The organism is Rhodococcus sp. ARP2 (assembly GCF_001029585.1).
In the GTDB taxonomy this organism is placed as follows: Bacteria; Actinomycetota; Actinomycetes; order Mycobacteriales; family Mycobacteriaceae; genus Rhodococcus_F; species Rhodococcus_F erythropolis.
This window is the reverse complement of the sequence record NZ_LEKE01000013.1, coordinates 1-3,170: the sequence shown is the minus strand read 5'-3', so window position 1 is coordinate 3,170 and position 3,170 is coordinate 1. Positions and strand designations below refer to the sequence as shown.

Below are 3,170 nucleotides of genomic sequence, written 5' to 3'. Positions count from 1 at the left end.
GGTTCGGTCGCCGACATCGAGCCTGGCACCACCGCTTCCACCATCTCACTCGCAATCGACGAGGGTGCATTCGAGGACATACCGTCGACAAGTCAGGTGCGGCTGATGCCCCGCAACATCTTCGGCGACTTCTTCGTGGACTTGATTCAACCTGACGGTCTCTCGCGCGGTCCTGCTCTCGCGCCGGGTACCGAGTTGGTATCAGATCAGTCCGAAGTCGCGGTCCAGCTCTACCAATCGATCTCACGGATCTACTCGCTCGTTTCTTCCCTCGACCCCGCCGACATCAACGTGGCGCTCACGGCAGTCTCGGATGCGATGAGTGGCAAGGGAAACCAGATCGGTGAGTCTCTCGATTCAGTCCACCAAGCGTTGGTCGGTGCGCAGCCCGTCATCGACGGACTCGGTGACGACCTCGACGACATAGCCACGCTCGCCGACAGTCTCTCGACGAGTGCGCCCGACATGCTCGCCGCATTCGAGAACTCCATCACCACATCCAAGACCGTCGTCGAGAAATCCGACGGATTGGCGGGGCTTCTGCGAGCAGGCACCAGCACGGGATCCGCTGCCACGAGTCTGATCGGCGACAATCGCGACCGCCTGATCACCTTGGTCGACGACGCCGATTCCCTCACCGGTGCAATCACTTCGCGGCCGGACCACATCACTACCTTTTACAACGGCCTGCGCAATCTCACGATCAAACTCCCGCCCGCATTGGCGCACGGTCCCTGGCTCAGCACTGACTTGCGCCTGTCTGTCACAGATCTGTATCCGTACGGAAAGACCGACTGCCCACAATACGACGGGACCCGCGGCCCCAACTGCCCTGCCGCCGCGACCGCGTTCGGCGGAACCGTCGGCCCGGTCGGCAGCCCTGCCGAACAATCCCTGATCTCAGCTATCACCCAGGGCGGTACAGCTTTGGACACTCTCGTGGCGGGGCCGGTATTTCGCGGCACGACGGTGGTGGGCGGATGAGCGTGAAGAAATCTCTGATCAGGTTCGGACTGTTTGCCGCGCTGTCGATTCTCGCCACCGTGGTCGTGGTGAGCACTCTGATCGACCCAGTCTCCGGGTCTAGTTCGCAGTACCGGGCCGTCTTCGTCAATGCCTCCGGCCTGGTCACCGGCAGCGATGTTCAGATCGCCGGGGTGCGAGTAGGGCGCGTCGACAGCGTCGAGTTGGTGAACAACCAAGCCGTCGTCGGCTTCGAACTCGAATCTACACAACGTATTCCGACCGACGGTCGGGCTGTGGTGAGGTATGCAGATCTGCTGGGGGCACGGACGATCTCGATCGAACCCGGACAGGGCGAACTCGTAGCCGGCAACTACCTCTCCCCAGGAGCCACAATTCCCGTGGAACAGACTCAGCCGGCGATCGACCTCACCGACATCCTCGGCGGTTTCCGTCCCCTGTTCGACGCACTTGACCCCGCAGAAGTCAACGAGCTTGCCGCACAAGTCGTCCAGGTATTCCAAGGACAAGGTTCCACCATCGAAAGCCTGCTGGAGCGCACAGTTGCCGTCACCGAGAACTTGACGTCCCGAGACGCGATCTTGGACCAACTACTGACCAACCTCGACCGGGTACTCACCGTCACGACGACGAATCGACCCAACTTCGTCGAGATGATCAACACGCTCGACACGCTGGTAGGCGGTTTGGCACAGGATCGCCAACAGATCTCGGCCGCAGTTGATTCCGCAGGTGCCCTGACTTCTTCCCTTCAGGACTTGGTGACGCGCGTGGAACCGGACTTGGCTGGCGCGCTGACTTCGATCGATCAGTCGGCCAGCGTCGTCGTCGACAATCGTGAGTCGCTGGCGACCGGTATCACCGCTTTCGATCAACTGTTCACCCAATTGGGAATCGCAATGAGCTACGGCAGTTGGGCGAACATCTACATCTGTAATTTCCGGCTCAGCGCGCTGGACCAATCGGTGACTCTCGGCGGCCCCGAGCGTTCGGCGGTGTGCCGATGAACTGGCTCACCGTCAAGAACCCGGTCCGCAACGGAATGATCTGCATTCTCGTCGGAGTCTGTGTCGTTCTGGCCGCACTCGTTGTCCCTCAATTGATCTTGAAGGTCAAGACCAACGAGTACAACGCCGTGTTTGCCAACGCCACCGGATTGACGCAGGACGATCCGGTCAACGTCGCGGGAGTCCCGAGCGGGGTGGTCACCTCGTTGGCGGTCAGCGGCAACTCTGTTGAAGTCACCTTCCGACTCGACGACGGCGTCACTCTCGGCGAAAACTCGCGCGCGGACATCAAGATCTCGACTCTGCTCGGCCGACGCTCGCTAGACATCACTCCGAACGGATCGCGCTCGTTACCCGGAGGTTCGACCATTCCCATCGAGAACACGAGTGTTCCGTTCACCCTCGACGATCTCGGACGAGGAGCACAATCCACTTCGGAAAACCTTGATCTGCAACAACTGCGAAACATGCTGACCGTGGTGTCCGACAACTCACCGGACGATCCCGAACTCATTCGCCGCTCGCTCGAGGGAATCGACGCACTCTCCGGAGTAGTCAACGACAACGACGTTGCGCTCCGTTCCCTTCTCACCGGAGCGCAGCAGACGACCGCAACACTGATCGAGCAGAAGGACACTCTGGAAACCCTTCTGGGAAATGCGGACCTGGTGATGGCCACGATCGCCGATCGGCGAGATGTGCTGAATGCGCTTGTACAAGACCTCAATCAGTTGAGCACCACACTTGCCCAGTTCCTGGGCGACAACCAGGCATTGGTCGACTCGGTCATGGGAGACATCCACGAGGTGACGGGAGTGCTTTCCGAGAACGAACAATCACTGACCACGTTGCTCGACAACTTCGCCCCCAGCGTTCGGTACGTCACCAATGCGACCGGTAACGGCAACTGGCTCGACCTCAACTCGCCCTCCACCCTCATCCCGGACAACTGGTTGTGCGTCGTCGGGCTCGTTCAGGGGTGTCGATGACCACGACCGTCAAGAAGCTCGCCGTGCTGGCAGCGATAATGATCTGCGCGATCGGTGCGGTCCTGTTCGTCACGCGTGACGAACACCAACTCACTCTCACTGCCGAATTCACCTCGACCGACGCCATCTTCACCGGAAACACGGTGACTATTCTGGGCGTTCCCAGCGGGAGGGTCGAGAGCGTCACGCC

General features: G+C 60.4%; 3 protein-coding genes and 1 pseudogene. All 4 read left to right on the top strand.

Annotation, left to right across the window (positions count from 1 at the left end):
- On the top strand, positions 1–984 hold a 984-nt coding region (locus ABX74_RS02975; RefSeq protein WP_047888184.1), incomplete at its 5' end, for an MCE family protein.
- Positions 981–1,991: an MCE family protein gene (locus tag ABX74_RS02970; RefSeq protein ID WP_047888183.1), complete on the top strand. Its 1,011-nt coding sequence runs from the start codon at positions 981–983 to the stop codon at positions 1,989–1,991. The genes ABX74_RS02975 and ABX74_RS02970, both read left to right, overlap by 4 nt.
- Positions 1,988–2,980: an MCE family protein gene (locus tag ABX74_RS02965; protein ID WP_020906101.1), complete on the top strand. Its 993-nt coding sequence runs from the start codon at positions 1,988–1,990 to the stop codon at positions 2,978–2,980. Before ABX74_RS02970 ends, ABX74_RS02965 begins: the two co-directional genes overlap by 4 nt.
- Positions 2,977–3,170 (top strand): annotated as a pseudogene (locus tag ABX74_RS02960) (Mce family protein); the annotation flags it as partial. The gene ABX74_RS02965 and the pseudogene ABX74_RS02960, both read left to right, overlap by 4 nt.